This window comes from Paracoccus thiocyanatus, from assembly GCF_900156255.1.
Lineage (GTDB): Bacteria > Pseudomonadota > Alphaproteobacteria > Rhodobacterales > Rhodobacteraceae > Paracoccus > Paracoccus thiocyanatus.
In genome coordinates this window covers 1-25,240 of the sequence record NZ_FTMK01000016.1, presented here as the reverse complement: position 1 = coordinate 25,240, position 25,240 = coordinate 1, and the positions used below count along the sequence as shown (strand labels likewise).

Annotated in this window: 23 protein-coding genes, 1 tRNA gene, 1 rRNA gene and 1 pseudogene; 4 read left to right on the top strand and 22 right to left on the bottom strand. The window is 62.7% G+C overall.

The genetic code is table 11. The annotated features are described in order from the left end of the window. Window positions 1-399 precede the first annotated feature (399 nt). The 5 genes from F3H32_RS12120 to F3H32_RS12100 all read right to left on the bottom strand — a co-directional run bounded on the left by F3H32_RS12120 (window position 400) and on the right by F3H32_RS12100 (window position 8,261). A complete protein-coding gene (locus F3H32_RS12120) occupies window positions 400-816 on the bottom strand; it encodes a hypothetical protein (RefSeq protein WP_088233770.1) in 417 nt (138 codons plus the stop codon). A 160-nt stretch (window positions 817-976) separates the two neighbouring features. Continuing rightward, on the bottom strand, window positions 977-1,912 hold the full coding sequence (locus F3H32_RS12115) for a DUF2493 domain-containing protein (RefSeq protein ID WP_088233769.1): 936 nt from the start codon (window positions 1,910-1,912) through the stop codon (window positions 977-979). A gap of 375 nt (window positions 1,913-2,287) precedes the next feature. Beyond that, complete coding sequence (locus F3H32_RS12110; RefSeq protein ID WP_149766087.1) at window positions 2,288-3,331, bottom strand: DUF7146 domain-containing protein; 1,044 nt, start codon at window positions 3,329-3,331, stop codon at window positions 2,288-2,290. After that, a complete protein-coding gene (locus F3H32_RS12105) occupies window positions 3,331-7,680 on the bottom strand; it encodes a strawberry notch family protein (protein WP_149766086.1) in 4,350 nt (1,449 codons plus the stop codon). Before F3H32_RS12105 ends, F3H32_RS12110 begins: the two co-directional genes overlap by 1 nt. A 158-nt stretch (window positions 7,681-7,838) precedes the next feature. Continuing rightward, window positions 7,839-8,261: an antirestriction protein gene (locus F3H32_RS12100; protein WP_074970573.1), complete on the bottom strand. Its 423-nt coding sequence runs from the start codon at window positions 8,259-8,261 to the stop codon at window positions 7,839-7,841. A gap of 160 nt (window positions 8,262-8,421) precedes the next feature. On the opposite strand from F3H32_RS12100, the gene F3H32_RS12095 reads away from it, so the two are divergent. Together F3H32_RS12095 and F3H32_RS12090 are read left to right on the top strand one after the other, a co-directional pair. Continuing rightward, on the top strand, window positions 8,422-8,679 hold the full coding sequence (locus F3H32_RS12095; RefSeq protein ID WP_058098140.1) for a type II toxin-antitoxin system Phd/YefM family antitoxin: 258 nt from the start codon (window positions 8,422-8,424) through the stop codon (window positions 8,677-8,679). After that, complete coding sequence (locus F3H32_RS12090) at window positions 8,676-9,059, top strand: type II toxin-antitoxin system VapC family toxin (protein WP_058098141.1); 384 nt, start codon at window positions 8,676-8,678, stop codon at window positions 9,057-9,059. Before F3H32_RS12095 ends, F3H32_RS12090 begins: the two co-directional genes overlap by 4 nt. A gap of 17 nt (window positions 9,060-9,076) precedes the next feature. Here F3H32_RS12090 and F3H32_RS12085 read toward each other — a convergent pair whose 3' ends face one another. From F3H32_RS12085 to F3H32_RS12020, 14 genes are all read right to left on the bottom strand, one after another. Continuing rightward, on the bottom strand, window positions 9,077-9,721 hold the full coding sequence (locus tag F3H32_RS12085; RefSeq protein ID WP_074970575.1) for an antitoxin of toxin-antitoxin stability system: 645 nt from the start codon (window positions 9,719-9,721) through the stop codon (window positions 9,077-9,079). Then, a complete protein-coding gene (locus tag F3H32_RS12080) occupies window positions 9,714-10,130 on the bottom strand; it encodes a hypothetical protein (protein ID WP_101753481.1) in 417 nt (138 codons plus the stop codon). The genes F3H32_RS12085 and F3H32_RS12080 overlap by 8 nt, the downstream gene beginning before the upstream one ends. 66 nt (window positions 10,131-10,196) lie before the next feature. Beyond that, window positions 10,197-10,754 (bottom strand): hypothetical protein, encoded by a 558-nt coding sequence (locus F3H32_RS12075; protein WP_039194755.1) that lies wholly within the window; start codon window positions 10,752-10,754, stop codon window positions 10,197-10,199. 131 nt (window positions 10,755-10,885) lie between these two features. Further along, entirely contained in the window at window positions 10,886-11,254 is a 369-nt protein-coding gene (locus tag F3H32_RS12070) for a thermonuclease family protein (RefSeq protein WP_012092610.1), read from the bottom strand. Window positions 11,255-11,293: 39 nt separating this feature from the next. Continuing rightward, window positions 11,294-11,674 carry a DUF6915 family protein gene (locus F3H32_RS12065; RefSeq protein WP_149766085.1) on the bottom strand — a complete coding sequence of 127 codons (381 nt, stop codon included), beginning with the start codon at window positions 11,672-11,674 and terminating at the stop codon, window positions 11,294-11,296. Window positions 11,675-11,684: 10 nt separating this feature from the next. Next, window positions 11,685-12,173: a DUF6878 family protein gene (locus tag F3H32_RS12060; protein ID WP_012092608.1), complete on the bottom strand. Its 489-nt coding sequence runs from the start codon at window positions 12,171-12,173 to the stop codon at window positions 11,685-11,687. A gap of 210 nt (window positions 12,174-12,383) precedes the next feature. After that, window positions 12,384-12,548, bottom strand: a complete 165-nt coding sequence (locus F3H32_RS12055) for a hypothetical protein (RefSeq protein ID WP_166507195.1) — start codon at window positions 12,546-12,548, stop codon at window positions 12,384-12,386. Between the two features lie 424 nt (window positions 12,549-12,972). Continuing rightward, window positions 12,973-13,269 carry a hypothetical protein gene (locus tag F3H32_RS12050; protein WP_012092597.1) on the bottom strand — a complete coding sequence of 99 codons (297 nt, stop codon included), beginning with the start codon at window positions 13,267-13,269 and terminating at the stop codon, window positions 12,973-12,975. Then, window positions 13,266-13,532, bottom strand: coding sequence for a DUF6117 family protein (locus F3H32_RS12045; protein ID WP_012092596.1), 267 nt, complete (start codon window positions 13,530-13,532; stop codon window positions 13,266-13,268). Before F3H32_RS12045 ends, F3H32_RS12050 begins: the two co-directional genes overlap by 4 nt. A 71-nt stretch (window positions 13,533-13,603) precedes the next feature. Continuing rightward, window positions 13,604-14,080: a hypothetical protein gene (locus F3H32_RS12040; protein WP_058098278.1), complete on the bottom strand. Its 477-nt coding sequence runs from the start codon at window positions 14,078-14,080 to the stop codon at window positions 13,604-13,606. A 98-nt stretch (window positions 14,081-14,178) separates the two neighbouring features. Next, the gene (locus tag F3H32_RS12035; RefSeq protein ID WP_074970581.1) at window positions 14,179-16,329 is read right to left on the bottom strand and encodes a ParB/RepB/Spo0J family partition protein; all 2,151 of its coding nucleotides are present in this window, start codon (window positions 16,327-16,329) and stop codon (window positions 14,179-14,181) included. Between the two features lie 123 nt (window positions 16,330-16,452). Beyond that, window positions 16,453-16,848: a DUF2958 domain-containing protein gene (locus tag F3H32_RS12030; protein ID WP_149766084.1), complete on the bottom strand. Its 396-nt coding sequence runs from the start codon at window positions 16,846-16,848 to the stop codon at window positions 16,453-16,455. Then, the gene (locus F3H32_RS12025) at window positions 16,845-17,066 is read right to left on the bottom strand and encodes a zincin-like metallopeptidase domain-containing protein (RefSeq protein ID WP_149766083.1); all 222 of its coding nucleotides are present in this window, start codon (window positions 17,064-17,066) and stop codon (window positions 16,845-16,847) included. The genes F3H32_RS12030 and F3H32_RS12025 overlap by 4 nt, the downstream gene beginning before the upstream one ends. A 295-nt stretch (window positions 17,067-17,361) precedes the next feature. Beyond that, entirely contained in the window at window positions 17,362-21,804 is a 4,443-nt protein-coding gene (locus F3H32_RS12020) for an NACHT domain-containing protein (protein WP_149766082.1), read from the bottom strand. A gap of 987 nt (window positions 21,805-22,791) precedes the next feature. On the opposite strand from F3H32_RS12020, the gene F3H32_RS12015 reads away from it, so the two are divergent. Further along, window positions 22,792-23,487: a restriction endonuclease subunit S domain-containing protein gene (locus tag F3H32_RS12015; protein WP_223191435.1), complete on the top strand. Its 696-nt coding sequence runs from the start codon at window positions 22,792-22,794 to the stop codon at window positions 23,485-23,487. A 107-nt stretch (window positions 23,488-23,594) separates the two neighbouring features. Continuing rightward, a pseudogene (locus F3H32_RS17910) lies at window positions 23,595-24,269 on the top strand (recombinase family protein); the annotation flags it as partial. 54 nt (window positions 24,270-24,323) lie between these two features. Here F3H32_RS17910 and F3H32_RS17905 read toward each other — a convergent pair. From F3H32_RS17905 to rrf, 3 genes are all read right to left on the bottom strand, one after another. Next, on the bottom strand, window positions 24,324-24,638 hold the full coding sequence (locus F3H32_RS17905) for a hypothetical protein (protein WP_223191434.1): 315 nt from the start codon (window positions 24,636-24,638) through the stop codon (window positions 24,324-24,326). Window positions 24,639-24,951: 313 nt separating this feature from the next. Further along, window positions 24,952-25,028: transfer RNA gene (locus F3H32_RS12005), tRNA-Met, on the bottom strand. 60 nt (window positions 25,029-25,088) lie between these two features. Beyond that, window positions 25,089-25,203 (bottom strand): 5S ribosomal RNA (gene rrf, locus F3H32_RS12000). Window positions 25,204-25,240 lie beyond the last annotated feature (37 nt).

The following is a 25,240-nucleotide window of genomic DNA, read 5'->3' as shown; positions in this document are numbered from 1 at the left end:
CGGCATGGCAGCCGTCACCCGTCATCGTCGGCCGCCCTCGCGTCCGCCGCCGGAAGGCCCTGTCATCCGCGATGTGATCGAACAGGCTATCGGGTTCCCAGGTCCAGTGTGGCACCGTCCTGCTTCATCGGCCAAAGGCTCGGTCCTACTGCATCGTGAAGGGGCAAGGAAGGTGTTCTCGGAGGCCCTACGAAGCGAGGTGGACCGATGCAGCGGGGTATCGACCGCAAAGAACTGCGGGTTCGCACCGATGAACCGTTTCCAGAGCCGGGCGAAGCGGGCCGGGAGCGACGGCGACATGCCCGCGATGAACTCACTTTCCGTCTTGGGTGGAACGACCGAGGCCCGATAGCGCAAGCTGCCGGGTTTACTCGGAGGTGGCGGATCGCGGCGGGAGTTTCAGCGCGAGAACACCGACTCGCCGAGGGCATTCAGATTGACGATGGCCGAGATGCCGATGACGAGACCGCCCATGCCGCCGAGCAGATTGAGGACCAGGCCCGAGTCGATGGCGTTCTTGGTGATGCCATAGACAAGGGCATAGCCGGCAATGACGGCAGGCACGGCGAAGAGAGCAAGCGCAATGAGCCGCAGCGCCGGATTTTTCGCGAAGCCGAGAACCACGATCACAAGGGCGATCGAGAACAAGGCAGCGCCGATGGCAGCAAAGCCCGACATCACGACACCGGCTCCCGCGCCCCAAGCATATTGCGCGGCCGTGATGGCCGCCATGACGGGCAAGGCATAGATCGCGAGATTCCAAGCGATCACGCAGGCCGCGATGGTGAGCGAGATGGCAAGCAGGATCAGCGTCATGGAAACCTCCAGAGAACGGTTGGGGATCACGACAGGCTGCCGGGAGATGCGCTCCGCCTGCGACTATGCTGCTTCGCCGGTTCTGCAAGGATGTTTCATCAAAGGCGCGGCGGCACTTTCTGTCAAGGTTTGGCGGCTGAAAGCCGCCGAACGGCGGGGCTTACGCCCCGCCATCGAACTTCATGACCGGAATGCCGAGCTTGCGGGCCTTGTCGGCGAGATTCTCCTGAATCCCGGTGCCGGGGAAGACGAGGACGCCGACCGGCAGCACGTCCAGCATGGTATCGTTGCGCTTGAACGGCGCGGCCTTGGCGTGCTTGGTCCAGTCGGGCCGGAAGGCGACCTGTGGAACCTTGCGGTTGTCCGCCCAGCGGGATGCGATCAACTCCGCCCCCTTCGGCGAGCCACCGTGCAGCAGCACCATGTCGGGGTGCTTGGCATGGACCTGATCGAGCTTCGCCCAAATCAGGCGATGATCGTTGAAATCCGCACCGCCGGTCAGCGCCACCTTTGGACCGGCGGGCAGCATCACCTCGGTCTCGGCCCGGCGCTTCGCGGCGAGGAAGTCGCGGCTGTCGATCATCGCGGCGGTCAGGTTGCGATGGTTGACCATCGAGCCGGTGCGCGGTCGCCAGGCGCTGCCGGTATGGTGCTCGAAAGCCTCGGCGGCGAGGTCGCGGAAGAGTTCCATGCTGCTGCGCCGTTCGATCAGAGTCTGTCCCTCGGCCGTGAGGCGTTCGAGTTCGACGGACTTCACTTCGCTGCCGTCCTGTTCCCGCTGCATCCGGCGCTGTGCCTGCTCGTTGTCGTCGAGATCGCGTTCCACCCGGCCGGTGGCCCGGTGGAAGAGATTTGCGGTCCCCCAGAGCAGTTCTTCGAGATCGGGCTCAAGGCGGGTGTCACTGAGCGTCGCCACAAGGGCGTCGAAGATGTCGGTGACGGCGGCAGCGACGGTATTGCCCTCGGGCAGCGGCCTTGGATCGGGTTCATCCTGGAAGGGACGCCAGCCGTAGAGCTGGAGCTCAGAGAGGGCGTGATCGGTCTGGGAGGAGGTGTGGACCGGCTCGGCCCCTGCATATTCGGGATCAATCGTCATCGGGAGCGTCCTTTGTCTGGAGACCGCGCCCATCGCGGCCTTCGCAGGCGTCGAAGCGCACGGGCGAGGCGGGTTGGCAGCCCTCGCCCGCTCCGCGAGGGCCTCGATGGCCGGGGTGGGCTATTTTGACTTTCGCGATGCAAAGGCGGGGCCAGAGACGGGGTCCCCACGCGACCTGTCGCGTGGGGTGGCTCCCCGCCGGCGGAAAATAGTCCACCCCCGGCCATTGCCAGCCCGGCCCGTTTGTGCGCCGATCGCCCTCTCGAGACAGGCCGTGGGTGCGGGACTCTCCGGCGATGGATGCACCTGCCGATGGCAAGCGAACGAAACCGGCAGAGGCCGAGCCGGACCGAGCCTCCGGGGCCGATCACACCCTCACCCTTCCATGAAACGGCGGACGTCTTCGGGATGAAGCTGATCCTTCAAGGCCGCCCCGAGAGCATCGGCGCCATGGCGTCGCAGATCATCGTTGAAATCGCCCTCGCGCGGCGTGAGCGACATCGCCTCAATTCCGAGGCTCGCTGCTCGGGCGACCAGGCGGTCTCTTGCGCCTTCCCCGGCCGGGTCGCGATCGCGCAAGACATAGAGTCGGCGCAGGGTCGGCGGGAACAGGATGGCGGCGAGGTGAGCGGCGGAAAGCGCCGCCAGCATCGGCATCTTGGGCAGAACCTGACGGGGCGACAGCACGGTCTCGATGCCCTCGCCAGCCGCGAGCACCACACCGGCATTGCCGAAGCGGACGGCGTGCCCAAGAAGGTCGCCCATCGCCCGCCGCGGTGTCTCGACAGGCGCCTTGCCGGAACCGTCCGGGGCGAGCCATGTGCGATGCGCGCCGGTCTGGTGGCCGGTGAGATCGGTGACGGCGGCGACCATCGCCGGCCTGATCTCGGTGGGCGCATGCTCGTTGGGCCTGTAATAGCACCGGGGATGGTAGCGCAGCGCGGTGGTGCCTTCGAGCGTGGTGATCGCTCGCCGGTTGAGGTAGATCGCAGCAAGGGTGCCGTGGATCGGCTGCGCCATGGCGAAGAGCCGCCGCGACGCTTCAGGCGAACCGGGTGCCGCGCCGGATGTGCTGTCGGTCGGCGCTCTCGTCTTTGCTGGTTCGGGATGCGGGAGGGCGAGGAAGCGGCGCGCTTCCTCAGCCACGTCCTTGAAATCGGCGAGGCCGAGCGCCTCGCGGATGACGTCGAGAAGGTCGCCATGCTCTCCCGTCGCCATGTCACTCCACTTGCCCGCCGCGCCCTTGCCTGATTCCGGGCCGGTCAGTCGCACGAACATGGAGCGTCCTGGGGTGTTCTGCACGTCGCCGACCAGCCAGTATCGCCCAGTGCGTTGGCCGGACGAGAGATAGTGGCGGCAAACCGCCTCGGCCTCGCGGCCAAGGCGGATCGCCAGTTCGGATGCGTCGTGGCACAGCATCAGGCTGCGTCCCGCTCGCCGATGCGTTCGACCGGCCAGCGGTCGAAGAGCTTCCCGAGGATCGCCGGACCGCTGGCATCGACCGGCACGAACATGCGCAGCTTCCAGGAGATGATCTCGTGGAACAGCCCATAGGCCGTGAGGCGCTGGCGCATGGTGTCGGTGAAACCCGACAGCTCGATCCGGTTTGCCCCCATGACCCGGACCCGGCGAAGCTGGAGGCCCTCAGCGAGATCGAGGATGGTCCGACTTTCCAGCAGCGCCGCGAAAGCGTCGTCGGGGGTAATCGACGCGATGCCGGTCGTGGTGGCGTTGGCGGCCCAGGCCGGCGAGACCTTGCGGCCGATGATGCGCTCGCCGGCGTCAGACTGAAGCCGATAGACGCGAGTGGAGTCGTTCGGCAGCCGCTTCCAGATCGGTAGCAGCAGGCCCGTCACCATGTGCAAGGTGGACTCGGCGAACTCCGGCACCTCCGCGACTTCGGCTTCCCAGGCCGATGCGAAGGCATCCCTGTCGGCTTCGACCCAATGGGTCTCGCGCATCATCCTGACCGGGACGTTCTGCGCTTCCATCGGCCGGATCAGCCGGACGCGGCGCTCGATCTCGCCATCGTCCAACATCACGCTGGTGGTGGGGATCTGCACCGCTGCCCGGCCTGAGCGCTCGTTGATCAGCAGCCTGGCGCGGGGATCGTCGAGTTCCGCCAGCGCGGCGTCGAGCGTCACCGGGCGGTTGCGCCTGCGTTCGGTGATGGTCAGCAGGCTGGTCTCGGCCCCGGTGCGCGGGTGCGTGTAGATCACCTGCCGATCCGTCACTACGAAGCTCTCGGCGCGCAGGGTCTCCAGCCCGGCGTCATAGGTGCCGGAGGCGATGGCGCCCTCGATGCGGGCGGTCAGAAGTTGTTCGAAGGCGGTGAAGAGGATGCCCTGAAGCTCGATGGTCAGCGCCAGCAGCCGGTTGAGGAAGGTGGTGATGGCCGGCAAATCGTCCTTGATGCCGTTCGCATCCATCAGCTTCAACCCGGTGGCAGCCTCGAACCGCTCCAGTGAGCAGCCGTCGACCTTGCCGCGCACCAGCAGGAGATAAAGCTGGCGCAGCGCGTCACGGGCGTAATGCGATTCCAGGTTATCTTCCGGGCGGAACAGGCCCTGACCACCGGTCTGGCGCTGGCCGCGCGTAATCGCGCCCAGCGTGTCAAGACGGCGGGCGATGGTCGAGAGGAAGCGCTTCTCGGCCTTCACATTGGTCGAGATCGGTCGGAACAGTGGCGGCTGTGCCTGGTTGGTGCGATGCGTGCGGCCGAGGCCCTGGATGGCGGCGTCCGCCTTCCACCCGGCTTCGAGGAGATAGTGGACACGCAGCCGGGTGTTCTTCGCCGACAGTTCGGCGTGATACGACCGGCCCGTGCCGCCCGCATCGGAAAAGACCAGCACGCGTTTCTGATCGTCCATGAAGGCTTGCGTCTCGGCCAGGTTGGCCGAACCGGCGCGGCTTTCCACGACGAGCCGGTCGATGGAGACGCTGCGTTTGCGGACGATACGGCGCGAACGACCCGTGACCTCGGCCACCGTGTCGGTCCCGAAATACTGGATGATCTGGTCGAGCGCGCCGGGAACCGGCGGCAGGCTGGCGAGACTGGCGATCATCTCGTCGCGCCGGGCTACCGCCTCCCGGCTCTCGACCGGCTGGCCGTCCCGATAGACCGGGCGCGAGGACAGATTGCCCTCGCTGTCGGTGAACGGCTCGTAGAGTTGGACCGGGAAGGAATGGGCAAGGTAATCTAGGACATATTCGCGCGGCGAGAGGTCCATTTTCAGATCGCCCCATTCTTCGGTAGGGATCTCCGCCAGCCGCCGCTCCATCAGCGCTTCGCCGGTCGAGACAATCTGGATGACGGAGGAATGGCCCGCTTCCAGATCGCTGGCGATCGAGCGGATCAGCGTCGGGGTTTTCATGCTCGTCAGCAGGTGCCCGAAGAAGCGCTGCTTCGCGCTCTCGAAGGTCGAGCGGGCGGCGGATTTGGCCTGCCGGTTCAACGTGCCGGAACCGCCGTCGCCGCCGGTGATGTTGGCGGCCTGCATCGCCGCATCCAGATTGTTGTGGATGATGGCGAAGGCATCGGCATAACTGTCGTAGATACGGACCTGCTCGGGCGTCAGCTCGTGGTCGAGCAACTCGTATTCGACGCCTTTGAAGGACAAGGACCGGGCGGTGTAGAGGCCGAGCGCCCGCAGGTCGCGGGCCAAAACCTCCATCGCCGCGACGCCGCCCGCCTCGATCGCCTCAACGAACTCGGCCCTGGTCGAGAACGGGAAATCCTCACCGCCCCAGAGGCCGAGCCGCTGCGCATAGGCGAGATTGTGGACGGTGGTGGCGCCGGTGGCCGAGACATAGACGACTCGGGCATCGGGAAGTGCATGCTGGATGCGCAGCCCGGCACGGCCCTGCTGCGAGGCGGCGACATCGCCGCGTTCTCCCCTGCCTCCTGCTGCATTGGCCATGGCATGCGCCTCGTCGAAAATCACCACCCCATCGAAGTCTGTGCCCAACCATTCGACGATCTGTTTGACCCTGGAAACCCTTGTCCCCCGGTCGTCGGAGCGCAGCGTGGCATAGGTTAGAAACAGGATGCCTTCGTTCAGCGTGATGGGCTTGCCTTGCGGGACTCGCGACAGCGGCGTGACCAGCAGCCGCTCCATGCCGAGCGCCGACCAGTCACGTTGCGCGTCCTCCAACAGCTTGTCGGATTTCGAGATCCAGATCGCCTTACGCCGCCCCTGCATCCAGTTGTCGAGGATGATGGCGGCGGATTCCCGACCCTTGCCGACGCCGGTGCCGTCGCCGATCATGAAGCCCTGACGGAAACGGATTGCTCCCTCGGCATCCTCCGGCGCGGCGGCGAGATTGTCGAGCGTGTCATCGATCGTCCAGCCCCCGGCGAGGAAGCCCCCATGGGCCTCGCCCGCATAAATCACGGTCTCCAGCTGCGCCTCGGACAGCTTGCCGAGAATGTCGTTGGGAAGCGTCGGCCGATAGCTGGGCTTCGGCGGCGCGATGCTCGCCATCGAGGCCGACTGCACGAGCTGGGTAGGATGCGCCTGCGCCCCGTCGATGCGGATGGTCTGAAGCCCGTATTCCTCGTAGATCGCGTCGGAGAGGCCGCCGCCCTCGGCCGGTTCCCAATCCACGGTCTCGTAGGCGACCGGCACGGCCTCCGGTTCCGCAAGGGGCGCGGCGGGCGCGGATCGCGCGGCGCGGTTGACGTAGCCGCGCACGGTGCGGGGCGCGGTGGGTCGTGCGACCGGCACCGTCAGGCCGGGATCGACCGGCAGCCGCGTGGGAAGCAGGTCGGCTAGCCAGGCGATCAGCGTGGCCACGTCCGGCGCGACACCAGGCGCTGCCGGAAACACCGCCGCATCTTCGGCCGGCAGCTTGTCGATGACCGTGAGCCGGGTCGGGACAGTGGTGCCTTGCTTGGCATAGACCGAGCCGTCGATGGCGGCGGAAAAGGTGACGCGACCGCGTTCCTGCAGCCGGGTCCAGGAGGCGGTCCACGCCGGATTATCGGGGGCGAAGCTCGCCCCGGTGATGGTCACGAGCCGTCCGCCGGGCGCAAGACGCGCCAGCGCCGAAGCGACATGGCGGAAGGCAGCATCGGCCATGCGGCCCTCGACATGGGCCATGACCGAGAACGGCGGGTTCATCAGCACAACGGTCGGAACAAGGCAGGGATCGAGATGGTCATCGATCTGGGCCGCATCGAAGCGGGTAACGGAAAGGGCCGGAAAGAGGGAAGACAAGAGGCCGGCGCGCGCCTCGGCCAGTTCATTGACGAGAAGCGCGCCGCCGGCGATCTCGGCCAGGATGGCGAGGAGCCCGATGCCGGCCGAGGGTTCCAGCACCCGGTCGGCGGGGGTGATCGCCGCCGCCGTGACCGCCGCGAAACCGAGCGGGATCGGGGTGGAGAACTGCTGGAAGCTCTGCGCTTCTTCCGAGCGGCGCGTATGCGTCGGCAGAAGCCCGGCGATCTTGCCGAGTTGCGGCAGGATGGTGGCCGGAGACCCGGTTTTGCGGAAAAGCGCTTTGCCGTATTTGCGCAGGAAGAGGACGGTGGCCGCCTCGCAAGCATCATAGGCGATCTTCCAGGTCCATGCGCCGGTAGCGTCGGAAGCGCCGAAACCCGCTTCCATCGCGCCGCGCAGCGTGGCGGCGTCGACACGCTGACCGCGTTCCAGATGCGGCAGCAGCAGACCGGCAGCGGTGAAAACGCAGGCTGCGGTCTCGGCGCCATGGTCGAGCGGAAGCGGCGCGGTGGCGGATGCCGCCGCGGATGCGGAAATCATGTTCATCGGGGATTCCTCGGGAGAGCAAGTCAGGATCAAGCCGGGCAGCGCTCTCTCTCGACCGCACCGGCTCAAACCCCTTCCGGCCCATCTCTCGCTCTGAAGCCGTGGCGAAAGCAGGCATGAAACAAGCGCCCGACCGTCAGGCTGGGCGCTTGTGGGTTTCAGTCGATGGCCTGGAAGATCGCCGCCGCCTCCGGGTGATTGGCGGCATGTTCGTAGAGACGGCCATAGCCCTCGGCGAGTTCGTCGTCATCGTAGCGGAAGGAAAGATGCGAGAAGGCGAAGAGCGTGGCGATGATCCCAGCCGCATCGCATGAGACCTCGCCCTCGAAACCGTTGCCTTCGCAGAACAGGAGGTAACGGGGCTTTGATGTCGGCGCGAGATAGAGCGGCTGGCCGGCGCGTTCGTAGAAATCCCAGAGCCCGCCGCCGTAATCGGCGGGGCTGAGGATCTCCATGAATCGGAAGACGGCATGCTCGCCGATGATGAGCAGGCGCCGGCCGAAAAGGCGCGGCAGGAACTCCATGCGGCGCGCGTCGGGGACACGGGTTGCGGATTGAGAAGCAAGTTCGGGCAAAGCCATGATCGGTCTCCTGGAGGGAAAGGGACGGCAGCCGGACGACCCTCTCTCAACCCGTCCGGAGGCACCCTCTCCCGGCCCTCCTCTCGCTCTGGGGGCTTGAAATGGACCATTCTATGGACCATCTTGGCAGGATAGCGGAGAACATCTGGAGCGATGTGCGATGAGGGTTTCTGTCACCGAGGCGAAAGGGCAGCTCACCGAACTGGTGAAACGCGCCGAGGCCGGCGACGAGGTGATCCTGACCCGGCGGGGCCATGAGGTCGCCCGCCTCGTGCGGGTTGCTGTCGCAGCGACCCCGAAAGGCCGGCGTGCGCTGATGGAGCGGGTCCGGGCCACGGCGCGGGGCAAGGCACTGCCCGGCGCCGATGCCGCGCGCAGTCAGGACTTCCTCTATGGTGATGACGGGATGCCGGCGTGATCGTCGTCGACACCTCGGCGCTGATGGCGATCGTGCTGGACGAGCCGCAGGCCGAGACCTGCATGGCGGCGATCGAGGCGGCGGACGGATTGCTGATCTCGGCCGGAACCGTGGCCGAGACGCTGATCGTCGCAGGGCGCCGCAATGTTGGGGAAGAGATTGCCGCCCTGATCGAGGGCCTTGGGTTCGAGGTCGTCTCCGTCACGGAGGCTTCGGCACGCAGGATCTCCGAAGCCTATGCTCGCTGGGGCAAGGGCGTTCATCCCGCCGGTCTCAACTACGGCGATTGCTTCGCCTATGAGGTCGCGAGCGAGCGCGGCTGTCCGTTGCTCTTTGTCGGCGATGATTTCTCACGGACGGACCTGCGGTCGGTACTGTAACCCCGGAAAGCCGGGCTTTAGCCGAAGCGATTCCCATCAACTGTGAAGCTGTATTCGTTGGCACCGATGGCCTCATCGACCGCCTCATCCGAAGTCAGGTCATCGTAGTCGCGCTCAAGCTGGCGATAGAGCCAACGCGCGAGATCGCGCAATGCCTCGATGACGGTCTCCTCGGCATCGGCGGTCATGCCCTGCCCTGTCGGGCTGTCGCGGGTGACCGAGATCGCCATGCAGTATTCGTGATAGTATCGCCCCCGATGGGTCGTCTCGGCCGTCAACTGGTAGAAGTTGCGGCGTTGCGCCTGATGTAGGGCATCCGCGATGCGGTGCAGCTCCGCATCCTTCGGCGCATAGGCACGGATTTCCGCCGCCGTGCCTTTGCGATAGGAATAGTGGCCTTCGAACGCGGCGCCATCGCCCTGCGACCAGAAGCCCGTAAACCAGATGCAAGGCTCTTGTCGCACGCCGCCGCCCATGAGGCGGACGGTGCGGGTCTTGATGCGGATGCCGAGGATGTCCGCGATCCGCCGGAAATCCTCATAGACGGCATCGTACCAATCGTAGTCGAAGCCGCCCTCGCGATACCAGGCGCGGGCCTTGCCTTTCGCGGCTTCGGAAAGCTCGTCGAGCCGATAGACCGTGGTTTCGATGACGTCAGGCATGAGCGTCGCCTCCGTCCAGAACGGTGGAAAGCCAACCGTCGGTGTAGATCCAGTCCACCGTCTCGCCGGTGGCGAGGTCGAGGACATGCGCGCCGCCCCCGAACCCGTCGATTCTCGGACGTGAGCAGGTATTGGCGTATTGCATCCCCCATAGCCCGGTCAGGCCGAACGCGGCGGCACAGCGTTTGACGAACTGGATGACATGCTCGGGATCGCCGGTGCCGTCATCGCGCATCCAGAGCTGGGTGCCGCCATGTTCGGGCTGGATCGAAAGCATGAAGCCGTCCGAGGGCGGATCTTCGGCGGCGTTTTCGTGCGCCAGCGCGTTGTAGAGATCAAGCGCGCGGGCGGCGTTCTCGGGGCTGCCCACGTCGAGCAGGCAGGAGAAATGGGTGAAGTAGTCGGCCATGTCAGGCTCCTGAAACGAGAAGGCCCGGCGCGGGGCCGGGCCTAGTGGATGGAAAGGGGCGACAGGTCAGGCAGCTTGTGGCAGCCGCAGCAGATCGGCAGTCGTCTCGCGCCAGAAGGGATCGACCAGCCGCGCCTCGAGCAGGCTGGCGCGGTGGCGGAGATCACGAGCCGATACCGCATCGCCGCGCCCGGATGCCGTGAAGGCCATGCCCCGCAGACGGCTGGCCTCCGTGACGGTGCGGCGAGCCTCGGCGTCGGAGGCGACCGGATGCTGCCAGAGCACGATCCCGGCCCGGACCTCACCGGCAAGGACAAGGCCCAGTTCGTTGTCCTGAATGACCATGACGCGGGGGCGAAAGCGCAGCGCATCGCCCTGTCCAACGCGGAAATCACCGCGCGCAACGCGCTGGCTGGCGATGATCAGCGCCTCTTCGGGGGATTGGCACTGGCCGATGACGAGCGTGCGGTCGAAGCCGCCGACGTCATCGCTTTCGTCATCGCTGGCGATACCGATGCAGGAGATGCGCAGCGGCAGCTTCTGGGCATGACGCAGCCGGGGCAGGATCTGTCGCGCGACAATTTCGCCGATCGAGGCGAAAGTGGTGTGGTGGGAAAGGCTCATGGGGAATGCTCCGCGACGGACGGCGGAAGCCCCTCTCCCGCCTCACAATCCGTCACGGCCAACCGGCCCGCACTCTTACTTTCCCGTCCCGACGGTGGATCGTCCCGCACCTCGGCGGGACGATCCGGCGATCAGCACCAGGGCTCACGCCGCCCGGCCCAGGTTCTCGCCAGCCCTTCATCGACGAGAATATCGCCGACATCGCGGCCTTCGACGCGTATCGCCGCCAGGGTCCGGCCATAGCGGTCGGTCCCCTGACGCAGGATTTCGACCCGCCGACCTTGCAGGATTTCCGCCAGCCTGATCTTCGCTTGCCGGGCAAGGTCGGTTTCATGGATGCAGCGGCCCTCCATTTCGGGAGCGTCGATGTTGAATATCCGAACAGCTTCGGACTGCTGTCCCATACCCAGCCGGATCGAGTCACCGTCCCAGACGCGGATTTCCGCCGGTTCGCAGGAAGCCGTGCAGAGCAGGACGGAGATGACGATATGGCTGAGCATGGCAAGAGGCTTTCATAAGGGGGAGGCTGACGCGACTGCTCAGACTTCTTCCTGAAGTCGGCCATTGACGCAATGCGGATCGACCTCCGCCTCGATCCGCTGCGTCCGCCCCATCCAAGGCGCCGGGTGGATTGCCCGCGCCCAATCGGCGAAGGACGGGATACGGCCCAGATCCTCGCGGACATGCTGCTCCCCGACCCATCGGGTCGGGATCACCCTGCCGGTGGACAGGGTGATCGTCGCCCCGAAAATGCTCTCGGCCATGAAGATACCCTCGGCATGGTGGCGAAGCGCGCGATGACGAAAATCGGCCAGGATCTCCTTGCTGGCATCGAACCAGCTATGGATGGGCAAGTAATCCTCGACCGTGCCGCCCCATTTCTTCACCGACGAGAGCGCATGATGATAGGGATGTGCCATTTCCGCCCCCTCAGAACTCGTGACTGTAGAATTCGGTGGCGGTGTAGCGCTCGTTGTAGTCGAGCGTGATGGTGCGCGCCGCCACATCGAAGCTGAACTCGCCATAGGCGCCATCATTGTTCTCCCAGCCGCCATGGGTTTCCGAGAGGAAGTCATAGGCGAGCTGTTCGATGGCCGCCTCAACGCCCATTGAGATTGCGGTCACCTTGTCGGTTCCCCATGCCACCGTGGCAATGGTGATCTCGCCCTGCGGCAGGTCCACGGTCCGGTCGTCCGATTGCGCGGTGATGTCCTCGATCTGGCCGCTGTCGCCAGAACCGTCGAAGGTGACGGTCACGAGAGTGATGCCTGCGGCGGCCAGCGCATCGAACAGCGCCGTCTTGTTGTCGGGACGGACCGCTTCAGCGCGACGGTTGCGCTCATCGCGCTCGGCGAAGAAGCGCGCGACGCTGGCGGCCATGTCGAATTCCGGCGTGGCTGGTTTGTCGGTATCGGTCATTGGATGATCCTCCAGGAGAGCGGGATGATATGGCCCGGCGGCGCTCTCCTCTCCTTCCGCCAGGCTCGCCCCGATCCCGGCCCAACTCTCCCTTTCCACAGCCGAGGCGAGGCCTCGGCACCGCCGCTGGCGATGCGCAGCCTGCGCATGGCACAAGGCCCGGCTGCGCCTGACGCGGGCCGGGCCGTCGGGCGGAGGCGCTTTCGCGCCTCAGCCGAAGGGATCGAGTTCGAGCTTCACCATCTCTTCGTCGCCGTCGAACTCGTCGGCGGGCATGGCGCCGTGGGTGCCGTCCCCGGCCTGGAACACGACGATCACGACCATCAGCGTGGTGGCGAGGCTGGCGGCGAAAGCGGTGGCATCTGCGTAGGACATGGGTTCCGGCTCCTGTCTTTGGAGGCGGGGGACCATCCCCCGCGCGACAGGCGCCCGAAGTGTCTGACCGGATCTGCAATCACCCTCGGGCGTTCGGATTCTTTCCGAATCCCCGAGGGCGGCACGCGCGCGTAAGCCGACCCCACCAGGGTTGAATGCAAAGAGACGGTCGGACCAAGGTTAGCGAATGGAAGCGGGGGATGGTGCTTTGCGTCGAGCCGGTGCCGGAAACCCGTCGCAGATGCTTTGCTGCGCCAGCCTCGTTGCCGGCGGATATTCAGGGTGTGTTTCAGGCCGGGGACGGAACCCGTTGCCCCCACAACACCAAGGAGTTGCCGCAATGGTGAAGCTCGAACTCGATCCATCGCTGCTTGTGCAGCGATACCCGATAGCCCCGTGTGCAAGGTTCGGCTTTCAGGGCCGGTCAGTCCCAGAACCCATCGGCGATTTCGCGGGCGATCATGGCGCGGGCCTTCATCATCACATCGTCGCCGGAGGTGTCGATATGACCGAAAAAGCGCGTCCGGGCGCCATGGGCCGTCCAGTCGGCATAGCGGCAGTATTCGCGGGCATCGAGCCGGAAGGCGCGCATGTCCTCGGCCCAATGCGGTTTCGGTTCCACGATGACGGTGACGCCGTTGCGGGTTTCCTCCCAGGGAAGCGAGCGCTCCGATGGCGGATTGCGGCGGTCATCGGCGAAGATTTCATCGACCGTCATCATGATGCGCCCCCATCTTCGGCCTTCTCGACAAAGCCGGCAGGATCGTCGGGATCCGGCGGCAGATAGGCGTCATAGGGGTTGCCGCTTGCGAGATGGCCGAACGGCGTGAAGACGTAATCACCCCCGTCGCGGCCGACCGCGCACAGGACATAGCGTGTCTCACGGGTCGCGGCGTCGAGGCATTCCATAAGGGCGAGATTGCCGTCATCGGCAGCACGAAGCAGAGTGTCGAAGTTCGTTCGAACGGGATCGGGAATGGCCATTGTGTTCTCCTGAAACGAAGAAGGCCCGCCGTTACGGGACAAGCGGGCCGGATGAACGGGATCGGCGAACGTCACGCGGCAGCTCGACCCTCGACGGCGTCGGCGCCTGCCTCGTCGGCGGTGATCTCCTCGAGGCGCGCGCGGGTGTAGCCGTTCCTGGCTAGCCAGAGTTCGGCCGCCTCGTGGTTCTCCGCGAGGTGCAGCAATTCGACGTTCTCTCCGACATCCTGCACAACGCGGACTTGACCGATCTTCGGGCGTTCGATCACCCGGAAGCTCAGATCGCTGTCGATGCCGTAGCTGCGCATGACGGTGATAAGAATGATGCCGCCTTCGCCGAAATCGCCTTCATGCAGGGTGAAGGACGGCGTGGTCGTGTAGGTCGGGCGCTCGCGGCCCGGTTCCTTGCGCACGAGACGACCGGCCCCGTTGCGGGATTTCCACGCGGCGAGCTTCTTGGTGAAACGTGCGGGCGGCTTCGGCTGGCCGTCGCTGTAGGCCACGAGCGAGCCGAGCGGCACGATGTCGAAGATGAGGGAAGCGGACATGATCTTGCTCCTGAAACGAAAGCGGCCCGGCGAGATGCCGGGCCTTGAGATGGAAGGGATGGAATGCGGGGCGACGGAGGCCGCCCCGCTGATTCGCGTCACTCGGCGGCGACGAGGGCCTCCGGATCGTCGGCGGCCTCGGCCGTGTCCTCATGGCCACCGGCGAGGAAGTCGGGCAGCGCCACGCTGTCCTCGTCCTGATCGGTCGCGCCATCCACGGCCTGCGCCTCGATGGCGGGGCGCAGCGGCTCCGGCAGCCAGCCGGTATCGGCCAGGAGCCGTTCGGCCTCCTTCGCCATGTCGCCCTTCTTGAGATGCGCGATGAGATCGGCCGCGCGATCGCCGGCACCCTCGCGCACCGCCTCGATGATGCGGGTCTTGGTCACGCGGCCCAGATAGTTCTCGACCGTTGGCCTCCAGCCCGCTTCGACGAGGTCGAGGCCGGTGGCCTGCGCCAGCCGTTCGGCCTCGGCCATGCGGCGGTCGAGACCGTGCTGCGAGATGCCATTCCCCGAATAGGGGTTGGGCCGCTCGTAGAGCGCGTTGACGCCGAAACTGACGCAATGCGCAAGCAGCGCCAGGCGGCTGGCATCGTCGAGACCGTCGATCCAGTCCCAGAGCCGGTCGTCATCACCGGAGGGAATGTCCCCCCGCCAGGCGTCCGCGCGCTCGTCGATCATCTTCGCGGCGGCGCTGTCAGCGAGCCCGGTCGCATCCGTGGGAAGATAGATGTGACGCACGGCGGCATAGAGGCTGGTTCCCGAGGTGGCGGTGCGCTCGAAAGTATCGAGAACCAGCTTGTGCAGCAGCGCCGTCATGGCGACGCGCGGATTCTCGGCAAGCGCATTGCGCAGCGCCAGCGTCCGCCAGGCGGTCAGGTCGGTCACGAGTCGCTCGGGCAACGGCTTGACGGCATCGTCCTCCTCTTCATCGGCGTCCGGGACGGGCTCGCCGCCGACGGTGATGACCGCGCGCTGCACGGCATCGGGATCGGACGGGTCCGCACCCTCGGTGGCATCCTCGCCATCGACGGTCTCGGGTTGTTCGTCCTCGGAGCGGACGTAGCCGTTGCTGACGATCAACTCGCCATCGCGGCCGATGCTGACGAAGACACCGGCACGAGCGATGTCTTCCGGCGCGAAGGTGACAGGCCGATTCTCGAAGGCTTCCAGCTCGGCTTCGATTTCCCCGAGCCGCTGATCGACCTCATCGGGCAGCTCGTCGGCTTCGGCATACTGCGCTTCGAGTTCGTCATACTCGTCGCGCAGCGCCTCTCGGGTGGCGCGTTCCTCGTCGGTCAGTTCCTGGGTCACGCCGACCAGCCTGCGCAACCCGTTGGTGTGGCCGTAGGGCAGCTCGACTGCCGCGTCGATCCACTTCCAGCCCTGACCGGCGATCTCGTCGGCGACGGTGCGCAGCTTCTCGTCGACCAGCCGGTCGAGAAGCGTGACGTCCTGCAACCAGCCGCCGTTCTCCTCGGAGAAGAGGTCGCGCAGCACCGGGCCACCCGCCGCATCGTAAGCGTCAACGCCAATGAAGCGGGCGCGCTTGTCGGCGGCCGGAACCGTGGTCTCGGTCAGCATGTTGCGGATCTGCCAGGGTTCCTTCTGCCACGACGTGCTGATGCGCTCCCAGACCTGCTGCTGGCGCTCGTGGTCGGGGTTGACGGTGAAGGCTTCCAGCATCGCCAGCGTCATCTCGTTGCGCGCATAGGCGTCGTGCAGCGTCGGCGCGACGGTGGCGAGGCGAAGACGCTGCATGATGTAGCGCGGGGTGGTCCGCCATGCGTCGGCGATCTCCTCCTTCGACATGCCCATGTCGAACATCCGCTTGAACGCCTTGAACTGGTCGAGCGGATGCAGGGCGAGGCGCAGCAGGTTCTCGGCCAGCGAGTCGTCCACGGCCGAGGTCTTGGCGTCGGCCTTCTTGACGATGCAGGGCACGAGCCCTTCGGCCGGGAAGCGACCGGCCTCGACAAGGCGCGCGATGGACCTGTAGCGGCGGCCGCCGGCCGGGGTTTCGAACTCGCCGGTCTCATTGCCGTCCTCGTCGAGGATGGCGCGGACATTGAGACCCTGCACGAGATCCTCGCGCCGGTCGATGTCATGGGTAAGTTCGTCCAGACCCGCCTCGACATCGGTCTCGCGGACATTGCTGTCCGACAGCCTGATGCGGTTGAACGGAATGTCGCGCGCCCGCGAAAAGACGATCATCGGGGCGACGGGCTTCTTCCTGGCAGCTTTGGCCATGGTGGTTTCTCCGCGACGGGCGGCCGGGAGCCTCTCTCTCGACCTCCAACCCGTCACGAAGCGAAGCGCCGCCCTCTTCCTCTGAAGAGCGCGACGCCAGGCCACAAAGCCGACAGCCGGAAATCAGGAATCCCGGCTTTCCGTATCTGCGGATGTGCAGGTGAATGCCGCACCGGCGCGGTAGAGGGCTCGCTCCGCCGCACGGATGCTGCCGGCTTCCCGCGCAGCCTCCGCCCAGACCGAGATCGGGAAATCCCCGGTGAAGAGCAGATCCCGCTCGATCCCCATGCCGAAGGGCAATCGGACCCTGCGCAGCTCTTCCAGGCTCCACGAGCCAAGTTCGGGGTAGCCGATATCGGCCAGGCCGAACATGATGTCGCCGCCCTGATCCAGCTCAGTGGCGAGCCAGACGCCCGCGCCGAAGGGGTTGAAGAATTTCACGACGGGGATGTGATCCACATCACGTTGGCGACCATTGGCCAGAAGCCGGTCGCGCTGTGTTCCGGTCAAAAGGATCATGCCGCGACCCTCCCTTCGATTGCAGCCGGAACCGGCTCCCCGGCATCTTCGTCGGGCAGATGCGACAGCAGCCAGTCGGCCGCCTTGCTGGCCTGAGAAGCTGCGCGGACGATGGCGCGGTTGTCCTCGCGCAGCACCTCCAGCCAGGAGCCGATATAGTCGGCATGGCGCACGGTCGGCGCGATACCAAGCGAGGCGCAGCAGAATGCCGCGTTCATCTCGGCGACTTATCCTGACAGTCAAGTTAGAAATGTGTTCTGTCGGTCACTGCCACCACTCGAGCGAGCCGCAGCGAAGGCCCGTGGCGAGCTCAAACTGACCGATGCTGCGCCACGCGCATTTCTACATGAAGGCGGGAAGCGGTCCTTCGCTGCATCCGCGTGCCTCGCGGGCGTCGAAGAAGTACCGGACTTTGGCGGCATCCGGCTCAAAGGCCTGATCATTAGTCAACAGTCGATCAGATTCTGGTCGAATTGATCCCATACGCCATTCGTGGATCGAAGCTTCTCAGAATCAAGAGTAGTCAATCCCCTTCACCGCAACATGTAACTCTGGGCGTGCTGCCATCACCTTTCTTGCCATCGTTTCCAAATGTTCGACTACATCCTTCAAAGACATCCACGCATTTGTATCGGGGTGCCGCCATCGTTTCGCTTTAGCTTGGCAAATTAGAAGGCATCCGGCACGACAATTGTCATGTTGCAAGTATTGACCGACTAGCTGGTTGCTTAGAGCATGCTCCAACTCGCGAACACTCCATGTCTCTCTTTTCAATTCAACTGTCGCATACCCGGGCATAGCTCTTGGGTGAAAGCGGATATCTGTTCGGTTCTCCTCGACCACAACAGCTTCCTGTGTGAAATCAAAAACGCCATGATCTGCTTTACGAAGCCAGAAAGCTATAGAGCGACGCAGTTCCGTTTCCTGCTCTAGAAGTCGAAGCGCGTCGACTGGAGAATCTTCCGCATACAAAATGTCATGCTCGAAGGTGTCGAGTTTCGCCATCATGGCTGTGAAAAGCGATTTGTGGTCGAACGGAACGAACGCACCGTCTCGGTCTAGTGCTTGGAACGCGGCAACCGGATGCGCGGTCATGTCGCTTATTTGCGCTGCGATCTCGTAAGCCATCTGGCGCAAGCGATCCGGCATGTGGCTGAGTTCAGGTTGTTCGGCTAGTTCATGGATGGCAGCCAGTGTTTCCGGTAGCCTTAAGTTCACAAGCGTCTCAAGAAGGAAGGATCGAGCGTCCTGAGCATTGTCACGTAGGTCTGGCGTATAGGTGCCCTCGTGCTCGATATCCTCATCTCTCCGAACGGCTTGGTAGGCACGCAGTACGAGGTCTTTCACGAGAGGGACGCGGCGATCATCTGGTATTTCGGTCAAGTCAGGCACACGTCCAGAACGACGGTCACCAAAGACCGATGCGAATACATCAATTGCGTCTTGACGGCTTTCGGCACTACCTAGGTCCTCGGTTTTAAGCAAAAGTTGTCGGCAACCTGCCTCTGCATCAATTGTTACAAGAAGCGACAGCGCGAAGCCCGCCGAAAGGCTTTCGTCTCTAAGTGATGCTTCAAGCTGATCCTTTGCATGCTGACGATGCTCCGCCCCGCCTGCCTCCTCGATGATACGGATTGCATACTCTAGAGCGTTCCTCGCGCCCGCCTGCTCAGTCGAAAGAAAGTCCGCAATTCGAGGGGCGATGCAAGTAGCTACCGCGGACTTCATGTTTGCTGTTCCATGGTACAATACATCATGAAAAATCTCGGCCTGCCCGATATCGGCAAGTTGCTGCAATTGCGCCAGAGCCTCCCAGGATACTACTTCCGCGACCGCATTGGGGTGCGCCTGATCAAGCATGGATAAATAGCCACCGAACCCATTTAATTCGACGCATGAGATCCTCGCGGCTCGGATGGCTTCGTCATGAGATAGTGACGTCGCCCAACCGTCTGTTTCGGACTCTGCCTTAACTGCCGCCAATGCGAGCAACCAACTGGCTGGATAGCTATTTCGCTCTTCAGGTGTCCGTTCGCTTTTTAGCTGAACGTCAGTATGCCGCCAGAAAACAGACAACTCTTGACGGTATCGGTTTAGAAAGTCGTTACCCAGAGCGCGTGCAATGATTGCGCTATCCCAATGCCCCCATGTGCTGTCACGACTGATACCTTGGCTGATGACCTTCTTCGCATCATAAAGAATCCCGAGTCGCCTATCCGAATCCATCAGAAAATCCGAGGATGCCAGTATCTCGTCGCGCCACGCTTTCCAGTCTTCTATTCGTTTCGCTTCTTCCGCTTCGCGCTCAGCCCGCCTTGCTTCAATCTTGATTTCCCATTCATCGGGTTCACGAGGCTGAGGGTTGCGAATGTGTCCGAGGGTTTCAAGCCAGTCTTCTCGATCAGCGACGAGCGCCTCAATTGAGGCCGCAAGCTCTGTTTCGGCCTTAAGATCAAAGAAATAGATCAACGCCTGAAAAGCGATGCCACGGCGATTTTCAGGTGCCTCTGCAGAGATGGATCCAAGCAACCAAGATTTATCTTCTTTGTTGAATCGAATTGAACACCTGCTTTCCGAAACGGCACGTATGAATCTAGGCCAGTCTTCCTCATGACCCTCTAGATCATCGGCCAGATCTAGGCATGCCCAGAGATACGCTTCTCGAAGCCTAGGATGTTCATCCAATGCTGACCAAATTGCCTTGGTTTCCTTCTCCGCGATGATGCTTTCATCCCGCTCCCCAAAATGAACTGCGATTGCAAGGGCCCTTGCCCAAGCTGTCGCGTCTTCGTCACTTTCCGGAATTGTCGCCTTACAGCTCGCGATCAACCCATCTTGGTAGTGATCTTTTGGAGATCGAGCTTGGTACATTCGGCAATCAGATTGTCGTGTCGTCCAGATGGACTCAACCAGTGCATCTCTCAAAGCAACTTGCTCTTCCCGGCCAAGGCCATCCGATTTGGTAACGCGATATATAGTGTAATTCAGGCCGTGGACATCGTTTGGCGTGTCGTCTAGTCCATCCACCAACTGCAAGAAATCGCTGACTTCAATCAACGAAGGCACCATTTTTGGCAGAACATTCCTTATGACGCGCTGCGGGAGCGACGAATCTAAGACGGCTTGTGCAAGATCTTGTTTTTGAGCCTGATTTCCTGCGGCCAAAACGCCCCAAGACGCGTAGGTACGATGATGTGGCTCCAACGTGTTGTCCAAAGCCGCCGCGAGCGAAAGGTCTGCGCAATCCGGCATTGGCGTTAGCCAGATCATTTCCAAAAGAAGTTCGCGGCTATCATGACCAGTATAGGCATCGGCCCACAATTCTCGAACGAGATCGCTAAGCTCGGGGCGCGCTACACGCTTTAGCTCTTCATGCCCGACACCCGCACGACACCATCCCTTACCTGCATATTGAGGAACGTAAGCGCGTAAAACCTCCGCTCTGATGTCCAAAGACAGCGCACTGGGCAAACCTTGACGGAACAGCAGCGCCGGTTCGCGCGCGAGTACCATTCGTCGGATATCAACATGCCAAAGCGCAAGCCAAGCCGCTACCGGGGCCATACTGGGTTTTACGACTGCCTCGCCACCGACCTCTCCAAAAAGTAGGGCAAACAGAGATCGATTATGGATACCATCTGACCGCAAACGGTCGAGGCGTAACGCCGCCAAGTACTCTTGCGTAGCACGATGGTGAAATCTGACGGAGCCGACTCCGCTCGGATCGAAGAGGGTTTTCCCTATGAGCTCTTGTTGTTCTTCTGGCGTCCAATCGATCAAGATGTCGCCAATATCTAGTTTCTCAGGATCTCCGCTCTCATTAACCGTCAGCGTGCGCTTTTTTAGCAAGAATAAGGCGAGTGCTATCCGCTCCGCACCTTTTTGGGCCTTCTCGACACTTAATGCTTGCCGCTTGTTGGGGTGCTTCTCTCGCAGTTTTCTCTGAATACCAAGCCGAAGTTGATCTTCCAAGGTGCCCAAGGGCACGTTGGTGGACAATTGGTCAAGCGCATCGATTATCTCAGCAGGTAGGCGATACAGATGCCAAAAATCATGGGCTTCCAAATGTTGGCAAAATGCGTCGGCACATGATGGCGAATATCTTTGCGCGAACTCTCGTATCTCATCCTTGCTTAGCGGGAGAAGGGTGACGATTGTTGGAGAGACGCTTTTCGAGGCGTCAGGGGCTTCTTGAGTTGATTTGTGTTTCCCTTGTTCGGCTTTTGACTTTGAAATCACCTCCAAGAAGAAGTCTTCACTGCCCTGATCGATCTGTGCGGCGTGCGATGAAGGCTGCCGGGAGAATTTGCGTTTCAGCCATGTTACGACTCGACCAACAGGGTTTTCGGTACCGCTGTCGGTTCGAATGTGCTTTCCATCGCTCCGACTCGCCTTAACCGATATAACTGTCGTCTCCCCGCTCGAAAGATGAGCACGTTGGGCCACGCAAAACGGTTCGAGGTGTTGTGAATCAATTTGTGATTGCCAGTCTGCCGGCCGACAAGAAAGCACAAGTTTCGTACGAGCAAAATGCGGCTCACACGCCCTTTGGAGTTTTTTCACAGCAGAGCGTAAGGAACCTTCTCTGAGCTTCAGTTCGTCCAAGGCGTCCAAGAAGAAGTACGCCACCGCCGTGGGACTTCGTCTCCATCTCTCAAACGCCTCGACGTCTGCTGGCAGCATGGCGCTTTCCAAGTCTTCGTCGTGAAGTCGTTCCAACGGAATGAAGAACGCGTCGCTTCCTGATGCGCGAAGCTTCTCGACTTGTTTTTCGAATTCTCGTGTTTTTCCGGTACGCCCCTCACCCAGTATTACCAAGGGCGTCATTTCAAGTAGGTCCAGCCACTTGTAGACTCCGTCGGGCACCGATCCAAAGAACGACAAGTAGTCGGGGTCTCTGAGTTCAGCTTTTTCAGCGAGAGCAAATCTGCGAGATACTGAAATATAGTTCGACATATCAACCAGTTGACTTTAGGGCCTTCGAATTTGAAGACGCGCCGGATTGCGCAGTGCCTTCGAGAGGCTAGCGGCCTGAGACCTAGGATTGAAGGTTCTTTTTTGGAAAACTGCGACGCAGCATGTTGCCAACGGGTGAAAGTCCGGTTTGGGCCGCGAGCGCCATATGCCCCGTCCTGGAGGCTTGCCCAGACTGCTGCACCGCCGCATGGCTACTTCGAGCCCTTAGCGACGTTCGGACTGACCGGAGCGAATACAGTTGCAGAGCGAACGGTCGGCCCATTGCCGCCGGTCGCCTCGACCGATTGCTGCGCGACAGCATTCCCGGAAGCGGTCGTTCGGCGAGCGGCGCAAAAAATGACAGGTGCGAGGGTTAGCGGGGGGGGGCAACTTGCCGCTTACAAAGCCGTTATGAGAGGGATTATCGCCGCGCGGCGGCACACTCTAAAGATCTGTGTCCAGGCCACCAGGAAGCTCACGTCTACTTCCGCGGCGCGCCCTCAGGCATCTGAGAACCTTCCTTATCCGCACATCAACTGGCCCCCGGCTGTGTGAGAAGGAAGGCGTCCAACCGCTCGAGACATGGGAGCCGAGGATTTCCCCTCAACGTCCGGTGCTGGGCCTGCACGACGGCATAATCCGTGACCGCATTTAGCGAGGCGGCAGGGCCAAGGCTACCAGACCGCTCCGACGCCTCGTTAGCGAGGATGTCAAGATACATGTTTGTCGTGGAAATCACGTCTTAACCTCCGGGTCACAAATCAGCAGCGCGGTCATCGCGTCAGTCAGCTTGCCGTCATAGGCCACGTCGGGGAGGAGAGGCGGGGGCCGATGGTGACATTCGCGCAGTTAATGGAGCCGCTTCTGCCACATGGCAGCATCGGGCACTGCCTGTTTCTCTGTAGGATGAAAACTGCACATTTCAGGATTGACTCGACGGGCGGGTCCCCTCTATTCTCTGTAGAACTACTTACAGAGGATAATTGCATGCGACTCGCGGAGCTCTCTGACATCCACTCTGGCTACACTGCGCGCGGCAGACTCGAGCCACTAGCAGAGGGTGGCGTGCCGGCGCTGCAGCTACGTGATGTTGGGATTGGCGGTGAAGCGCCAGGCCCTGACTTCCAGCGGTACGCCCTAGACAAGCTGTCTGACCGATACTTCGTCAGCGGCGGCGAGGTCGTCTTTCGATCGCGTGGCGAGCCGAACGCCGCGGCGGCCATTCCCGCTTCGCTGCCGGAGCCCGTCGTGGTCATCGTCCCGTTGGTGATCGTTCGCCCCGACAGGGACCGAGTTCTCCCCGAATACGTGGCATGGGCCATCAACCAGCCCGATGCGCAGCGCAGGCTCGGCGCGGAAGCACAAGGCACAAGTCTCAGGATGATCCCGATGGCGGTCCTCGAGAACCTCGAGATTGCCGTCCCCGACCTGCCCACACAGAAGCGTATCGTCGAACTCAATGCCCTCGCCCGGCAGGAGGGGCAGCTGCTCCGTCAACTCGCCTTTCGCCGCGAAGAACTCGTAAGCGCCATTCTCGGCGAAGCGTCGAGCGATACACGCTCCTGCATGAAGGTGAGTTCGCCTATAACAAGGGCAATTCCAAGACCGCACCCTACGGCTGCGTCTTCCGCCTCGAACGCCCAACGGCTCTCATACCCTTCGTCTACTACTGTTTCGCGCTGAAGCCGGGTCTAGATCCCGAGTTCTACCAGCATCTCTTCGCCGCTGGTGCGCTGTTCACCCTGTCCGAGGGCGAGATCACCCATCTGCATGTCGGGTTGAAGGGCACGATGAACGCGCTGTTCCTGAAGGATCTGGCCGACAAGACCCGCCGTGGGCTGCGCGGTCGGGTCGAGGATGGCAAATCCGGCGGCGGTCTCTGCTACGGCTATGACGTGGTTAAGAAGTTCGATGATCGTGGGGAAGCCGTCCGCGGCGACCGGACCATCAACGAGACTGAGGCCGGGATCGTGCGCCGCATCTTTGCCGATTATCTCGAGGGGAAATCATCGCGCACTATCGCCATGGCGCTGAACCGCGAAGGCGTACCGGGGCCGCAGGGCAGCGAATGGGGACCATCAACGATCCACGGCAACCCGAAGCGCGGCACCGGCATCCTGAACAACGAACTCTATATCGGCAAGCTGGTCTGGAACCGGCTGCGCTATATCAAGGACCCCGACACCGGTCGGCGCGTATCCCGCCTGAACCCGGAAAGCAATTGGGTCGTCCATGAGGTTCCCGACCTGCGGCTCATCGACCAGGATGTCTGGGATGCGGTCAAGGCACGGCAGAGCCGCCTCGCCTACGATGTGGTCGAGACCAGCCCGAATCCCCTGAACGACCGGCGTCGCCCGAAGCACCTCTTCGCCGGCCTCGTCAAATGCGGCTGCTGCGGTGGCGGCTATACGATGATCTCGAAGGATCTGCTCGGCTGTGCGACGGCGCGCAACAAGGGCACCTGCGACAACCGGCTCAACATCCGGCGCGACGCGCTGGAAGCCTCGATCCTCAACGGGCTACGCAAGCATCTGATGGATCCCGCGCTGTTCAAGGAGTTCTGTACCGAGTTCACCAGGGAGGTGAATCGGCTGCGCATCGAGCGCGGCGCCGATCTGGAGGGTTGGAAACGGGAACTGGACAAGATCAGCAGGCAGATTTCCCAGATCATCAATGCGATCACCGATGGCATGTATCACCCTTCGATGAAGGAGAAGATGACTGGGCTGGAAGCCCGCAAGGCGGAACTGGCGGACAAACTCGCCAATGCCGACGAGCCGCCTCCCCTGATGCATCCGAACATGGCCGGTCTCTATGCCCAGCGGATCGGCCAACTCTACGAACATCTGCAAGATGAAGACGGTCGTACTCGCGCTGCCGAGACCTTTCGGTCGCTGGTCGATCAGGTGACGCTGGTTCCCGACAATGGCGAGCTAGCCATCGTCCTGCGCGGCGACCTCGGTGCGATCCTGCGGTTTGCGGCGGGCAAGGAAAACCCCGACTTCCTTGCGGAGGCCGAGGCTTTGGACAACCTGCTATCGCCGGGATCGTTGGTTGCGGGAGGGCGCAACAGCCGATCGCTGCGGAATGAGGGTAAAAATGCAAAAACCTCCGCGACGGTGTCAGCGGAGGTTTCGCAATTATCGTTGGTTGCGGGGGTAGGATTTGAACCTACGACCTTCAGGTTATGAGCCTGACGAGCTACCGGGCTGCTCTACCCCGCGGCATTTGCACCGCGTTTTTTGCGGTGCTTTTTGTTCCGAGAGATTTTCGCTTCTTTTCAGGTCTGGCGGTGACCTACTCTCCCACGTCTTTTGACGCAGTACCATTGGCGCGACGGCACTTAACGGCCGAGTTCGGGATGGGATCGGGTGTTTTGCTCGTGCTTTGGCCACCAGACCGGAAAAGGAGCGAGTTCGGCGTTTTCCGGTTCAGG

Excerpts from the sequence above, each read along its gene's own strand:
- F3H32_RS12120 (WP_088233770.1), bottom strand. The coding sequence starts at position 816 with ATGACGCTGATCCTGCTTGCCATCTCGCTCACCATCGCGGCCTGCGTG.
- F3H32_RS12065 (WP_149766085.1), bottom strand. The coding sequence starts at position 11,674 with ATGGCACATCCCTATCATCATGCGCTCTCGTCGGTGAAGAAATGGGGC.
- F3H32_RS12095 (WP_058098140.1), top strand. The coding sequence starts at position 8,422 with ATGAGGGTTTCTGTCACCGAGGCGAAAGGGCAGCTCACCGAACTGGTG.
- F3H32_RS12115 (WP_088233769.1), bottom strand. The coding sequence starts at position 1,912 with ATGACGATTGATCCCGAATATGCAGGGGCCGAGCCGGTCCACACCTCC.
- F3H32_RS12040 (WP_058098278.1), bottom strand. The coding sequence starts at position 14,080 with ATGTCCGCTTCCCTCATCTTCGACATCGTGCCGCTCGGCTCGCTCGTG.
- F3H32_RS12030 (WP_149766084.1), bottom strand. The coding sequence starts at position 16,848 with ATGATCCTTTTGACCGGAACACAGCGCGACCGGCTTCTGGCCAATGGT.
- F3H32_RS12110 (WP_149766087.1), bottom strand. The coding sequence starts at position 3,331 with ATGCTGTGCCACGACGCATCCGAACTGGCGATCCGCCTTGGCCGCGAG.
- F3H32_RS12020 (WP_149766082.1), bottom strand. The coding sequence starts at position 21,804 with ATGTCGAACTATATTTCAGTATCTCGCAGATTTGCTCTCGCTGAAAAA.
- F3H32_RS12105 (WP_149766086.1), bottom strand. The coding sequence starts at position 7,680 with ATGAACATGATTTCCGCATCCGCGGCGGCATCCGCCACCGCGCCGCTT.
- F3H32_RS12035 (WP_074970581.1), bottom strand. The coding sequence starts at position 16,329 with ATGGCCAAAGCTGCCAGGAAGAAGCCCGTCGCCCCGATGATCGTCTTT.
- F3H32_RS12015 (WP_223191435.1), top strand. The coding sequence starts at position 22,792 with ATGCGACTCGCGGAGCTCTCTGACATCCACTCTGGCTACACTGCGCGC.
- F3H32_RS12075 (WP_039194755.1), bottom strand. The coding sequence starts at position 10,754 with ATGAGCCTTTCCCACCACACCACTTTCGCCTCGATCGGCGAAATTGTC.
- F3H32_RS12055 (WP_166507195.1), bottom strand. The coding sequence starts at position 12,548 with ATGTCCTACGCAGATGCCACCGCTTTCGCCGCCAGCCTCGCCACCACG.
- F3H32_RS12085 (WP_074970575.1), bottom strand. The coding sequence starts at position 9,721 with ATGCCTGACGTCATCGAAACCACGGTCTATCGGCTCGACGAGCTTTCC.
- F3H32_RS12060 (WP_012092608.1), bottom strand. The coding sequence starts at position 12,173 with ATGACCGATACCGACAAACCAGCCACGCCGGAATTCGACATGGCCGCC.
- F3H32_RS12100 (WP_074970573.1), bottom strand. The coding sequence starts at position 8,261 with ATGGCTTTGCCCGAACTTGCTTCTCAATCCGCAACCCGTGTCCCCGAC.
- F3H32_RS12045 (WP_012092596.1), bottom strand. The coding sequence starts at position 13,532 with ATGGCCATTCCCGATCCCGTTCGAACGAACTTCGACACTCTGCTTCGT.
- F3H32_RS12070 (WP_012092610.1), bottom strand. The coding sequence starts at position 11,254 with ATGCTCAGCCATATCGTCATCTCCGTCCTGCTCTGCACGGCTTCCTGC.
- F3H32_RS12050 (WP_012092597.1), bottom strand. The coding sequence starts at position 13,269 with ATGATGACGGTCGATGAAATCTTCGCCGATGACCGCCGCAATCCGCCA.
- F3H32_RS12025 (WP_149766083.1), bottom strand. The coding sequence starts at position 17,066 with ATGAACGCGGCATTCTGCTGCGCCTCGCTTGGTATCGCGCCGACCGTG.
- F3H32_RS12080 (WP_101753481.1), bottom strand. The coding sequence starts at position 10,130 with ATGGCCGACTACTTCACCCATTTCTCCTGCCTGCTCGACGTGGGCAGC.